The organism is Frankia sp. CeTa3Moorea (assembly GCF_978021225.1).
The window spans coordinates 4,447-8,464 of the sequence record NZ_CDXDOR010000183.1 but is presented as its reverse complement, the minus strand read 5'-3'; the positions used below and the strand labels follow the sequence as shown (position 1 = coordinate 8,464).

General features: G+C 69.0%; 4 protein-coding genes. 3 read left to right on the top strand and 1 reads right to left on the bottom strand.

The genetic code is table 11. The annotated features are described in order from the left end of the window. A partial coding sequence (locus AC08OV_RS21655; RefSeq protein WP_476620222.1) for an AfsR/SARP family transcriptional regulator occupies positions 1-1,011 on the top strand: 1,011 nt, incomplete at its 5' end. On the opposite strand, the gene AC08OV_RS21650 is transcribed toward AC08OV_RS21655, so the two are convergent. Then, on the bottom strand, positions 1,003-1,455 hold the full coding sequence (locus tag AC08OV_RS21650; protein WP_476620221.1) for a winged helix-turn-helix transcriptional regulator: 453 nt from the start codon (positions 1,453-1,455) through the stop codon (positions 1,003-1,005). The genes AC08OV_RS21655 and AC08OV_RS21650 overlap by 9 nt on opposite strands. A gap of 377 nt (positions 1,456-1,832) precedes the next feature. Here AC08OV_RS21650 and AC08OV_RS21645 point away from each other — a divergent pair, with 377 nt between their 5' ends. Both AC08OV_RS21645 and AC08OV_RS21640 read left to right on the top strand, forming a co-directional pair. Continuing rightward, positions 1,833-2,333: an SRPBCC domain-containing protein gene (locus tag AC08OV_RS21645; RefSeq protein ID WP_476620220.1), complete on the top strand. Its 501-nt coding sequence runs from the start codon at positions 1,833-1,835 to the stop codon at positions 2,331-2,333. A 771-nt stretch (positions 2,334-3,104) separates the two neighbouring features. Next, positions 3,105-3,938 (top strand): hypothetical protein, encoded by an 834-nt coding sequence (locus AC08OV_RS21640; protein ID WP_476620219.1) that lies wholly within the window; start codon positions 3,105-3,107, stop codon positions 3,936-3,938. Positions 3,939-4,018 lie beyond the last annotated feature (80 nt).

The window sequence follows — 4,018 nt, the reverse complement described above, 5'->3', positions numbered from 1 at the left end:
CCACCACCCACCTCCGCGCCGCCCCCCAGTAGCGCCCGTCCGGCTCCGGCTGACGTCGACGGCCCGAGGGCGCACGTCGAGGGCCCGAGCGATGCGCAGGAGAGGCCGGAGCCGGAGGAGCCGTCATCTGGCGATGGTGGGGGTGCCGTCGCGGCCGAGCCCGAGGAAGCGCCGTCCCCGCCGGCGCTGGCCGCCGCGCTGCCTGCGGCGTCGCCGCGTCTGGCGGAGGTGACCACGCCGCTGCGCCTCACGCTGTTCGGTCGCTGGCAGCTGTTCTACCAGCCGACGCCGGACAGCGATGTTCAGACGGTCGAGGGCATCGGGACCAAGGGCCGTGAGCTCGTGGCCTATCTTGCCGCTCATCCTGGCTGGGTCCACCGGGACACCCTCATCGAGGCGGTCTGGCCGGATGACGGTGAACCCCGCCACCGGATCGACAATCGCTTCTATGCCGCGCTCAGCCCGCTGCGCCGCGCCCTGCGCACCGCTACCGGTGGGGCGATCGAGGACGTGTTCGAGCAGGACGACGGCCGTTGGCGGCTGCGCGTCGACCTGTGCACCGTCGACCTGTGGCAGGTCCAGGACGCGCTCGCCGCGCGCCGGCAGGCCACGACGACCGCCGCCGAGATCGCCGCGATCCTGCCACTGACCGGCCTCTATACCGGCCACCTCGCCAAGGACCTCACCGGCACCTGGGCCGAGACCCACCGGGAACATCTACGCCGGCGGGTGACCGACGCGCTGACCAGCATCATCGCTGCCGTCGGCGAGGACACCCCCGAGCGTCTCGACCTGCTCGACACGCTGCGGCGTCTGGACCCATCCAACGAGCAGATCTACTGCCAGATCGCCCGCACCCAGGCCCGCCTCGGCCGGCATGACGCCCTCGCGGTCACCTACGGCCAGCTGGTCGACGCGCTGGCCGACCTCGATCAGCAGCCCACCGCGGACACCGACCGTCTCTTCCAGACGTTGATGGAGCGCGGCCGGGGTGCGAGCCGCTCAGCGTGACTTCGGCCGGCGGCCCTTCCTGCGGCTCTTCCTGCGCCGGGACCGCTCGGCCCAGATCCGCCGGTCCAGCTCCAGCAGATCCTCATGCGCCGCGGCCCACTGGGCGATCGGCATCACCAGCCCGGCCAGCTCGATCGCGGGCGACGTCAACCGGTAGACGACAGTGAACGGCCACTCCTGCCCCCGGTCGTGCTCGACCAGCCCACGGTCCTGCATCCAGCGCAACGTCCGGTGCACCACCGAGTCCCAGACCACCTGCTGCGGCCTCTGCCGCCCCCGGGCGGCCTCGTAGGAGCGCAGCGTGCTCAGCAGGCCGGTGTACGACAGCGGCTCGCGTGACAGGGCCACCAGCACGTCCGGCAGCCATTCCGAATCGAGCGTGTGCCGCAGATCGTGCAGCAGGATGGTCGGATCAGGATCAGACAGTTCCCCATCGACCGTCAACTCGAACCCCCACGGAAAGATCCGCAAACCCGGGCGGGTCTGCGCCGACCGTTCCGCCCCGCAGCGCGACCCCCTCGTCGCCACGGATCTCCCGCATCCCTCTGCGTGACGGGCGCTTCGCCCAAGACTGCACCATCCGGCGTATAGGTGACAATCCGGTTCGGACTCATCACCAGCGGCCCGCCATCGTTCTGCCGGGCCATCACGAGAGCTCGATCGCGTGGCCTTACGCCTGCCACCTGCGAAGGTGTCGTCACTTCTGGTGCTTGGCCCGTTCCAGGGCGCCCCGCCATCCCGAGAGGCATGATGCACGTCACGCCGTTCTGACCCGCGACGAGGACCAACCCGGGCCGCCCGCCGCGACGTGTCCCGTCGGCGTGCCTACCGTCGAAGACGTGTACGCGACGCAGGTGGACTGGCGCATCTGGGCGCCGCGGCCGGCGGTCTACCGAGCGCTGCTCGACCCCGACGCGATCGCCGGCTGGCGAACCCCCGCGGGGATGCGCGCCCAGGTCCACGCCTTCGAGGCCCGTGAGGGCGGCGCCTTCCGGATCTCCCTCATCCGGGACCAGCCCACCCAGCCCATCCAAGCTGCCACCATCACGACCCGCACCGGCACCTACCACGGCCGGTTCCTGCGGCTCGTCCCCGACACGCAGGTCGTCGAACAGCTCGCCTTCGAGACCGACGACCCGCCCGCGGCCGTCACGATGACGACGACGACCACCCTTAGCGACGCCGGCACCGGCGCCACCACCGTCCTCGTCGTCCACGACGGCGTCCCAGACGCCATACCCGCCGCCGAGACCGAAACGGCCACCCGCATGGCCCTGGCCAAACTCGCCGAACTCGTCGAGAAAAACCACTCCCCTCCCTAGCCGCGGGCTCCGCCACCGGCACCGTTCCCGGGGCCTTCCACGGACACCGGTATCGCGGCAAATGGCCGGCGCAATCCGCGGCGCATGCACCCGCGGACGGGAGTGGATTCCCCTGTGAACCCGCCGCCCCGGCATCGTCCGTTGCCGGCCCACACGTCCCACGCCCGCCCGACGGCGATCACGCACGTCTATCCGTGGAGGGAATCCACTCGGAGAAGGCGGGGACCCCCGACAGTCCGGCACACACGCCAGAGAGCACAGCGTTACTGCTAGGACACGGCCCGTGCGATGCCCCAACCGCGGGCCCCACCGCGAGCCTGACCGCGGCCCTGCTAAGCGGGCACGCGGTCGAGTCGCAGCAGCGCAGGTCAGAAGCCCGCTGGGTGTACCCAAGCGGGCCAAGACTTTGTTGCGAGGCAACGAGCTAATAATCGGTCCGGCCGGCCGGCTGAGGACTGGAGGGCGCGGCTGCGTACGGCGTTGGCTGGGTGCCTGTGCCGACTAACGGCTGGCGTTTCCGCGAGTCTGCCGGCCTTTCTGCTTTTGTTCTTGGCATTGTTCTTTGCCCTTTGTTCTTCGCCCTTCCTGCTCTTTCTTTTCCGTGTCGCGGCCGGAAATCCGGCGACCCTGGCCCGACAATCCCTATAAAGAATCTTGAATTGATGGACGAATGGGGGTTGAATTCGACCGTGCATAGGCGGAGAATTAGGTATCGGCACCGGGCGCGGGAGAATCCCCCCGGGAACCAACCCCCTGTAAGGAAGGTCTGTCATGGGCAATGCCGTTTTCGCGTCGGACACGCCGTCCGCGCTTCCGGGCTCGCGCGTCCAGCCGGACGACATGGCGCGAGTCACTGACAGTGACTGGCAGGACATTCGGACCAAGGCGCGGAAGTACTGCCGCTCCGTGAACTTCACCCGCTCGCGCAAGCGCATGGACGGTAACACCACCATCGCTGGCGGACCGTTCGGCATGTATGGCACGGCGGACATCAGCGACGACGTCACCCAGGACGCAGTGCTGATCTTTGCCCAGAACCTTGCGAAGATCAGCGGCCGGTTTCAGCCTGCCTCCCTGTCGGTCGCGACCCGTGAGCCTGACTCCTGGCTCTACGTGACGCGCAAGGGTCGAGAGTTCGTCGCGGACCGAAAGATGATCATGGATTGGGCGGTCAAGGACGCTGCCGCGCGCAACGGCTTTCGGCCGGACGAAGAGCCAGACGAGATCGACGCGACACCGGGTGAGCAGTACATGCGGGGCGTGGCGCACGCGGAGTTCGTGGCCGTGGGGAGCTACCTTGCCAGCATCAGTGACGTGGTCTGGGGGTCGGCATGGGGGGACGGTCGGGACTTCCCGGTGATCGATCGTTTCTTGGCTGAGGGAAGCAAGGCGGACGACATCGGACGGGCCGGAGTGATCTCCCACGTGGCACAGCAGCTCTACGGCGGACAGTACGGGTCGCGCCGCGCCGTCCGCCGTGCCCGTGACGCTGCCCTAGCCGAACTCCGGGAACTCCGCCAGCGACTGGACGAAGCGCGCGAGATGCTCGCCTACAGCGCCACGCGACGCGACAAGCGGCGTACCGGAGCGCTTCCCGACGACTGACCCCACCCAGGAAAGGGGCACCGGGCGCACCTAGCCCGGTGCCCCTTTCCATATTCAGGAGCGCTTTCGGCTGGACGGTC

Bases quoted from the DNA above. Each gene is read 5' to 3' on its own strand.
- AC08OV_RS21640 (WP_476620219.1), top strand. From the start codon at position 3,105: ATGGGCAATGCCGTTTTCGCGTCGGACACGCCGTCCGCGCTTCCGGGC.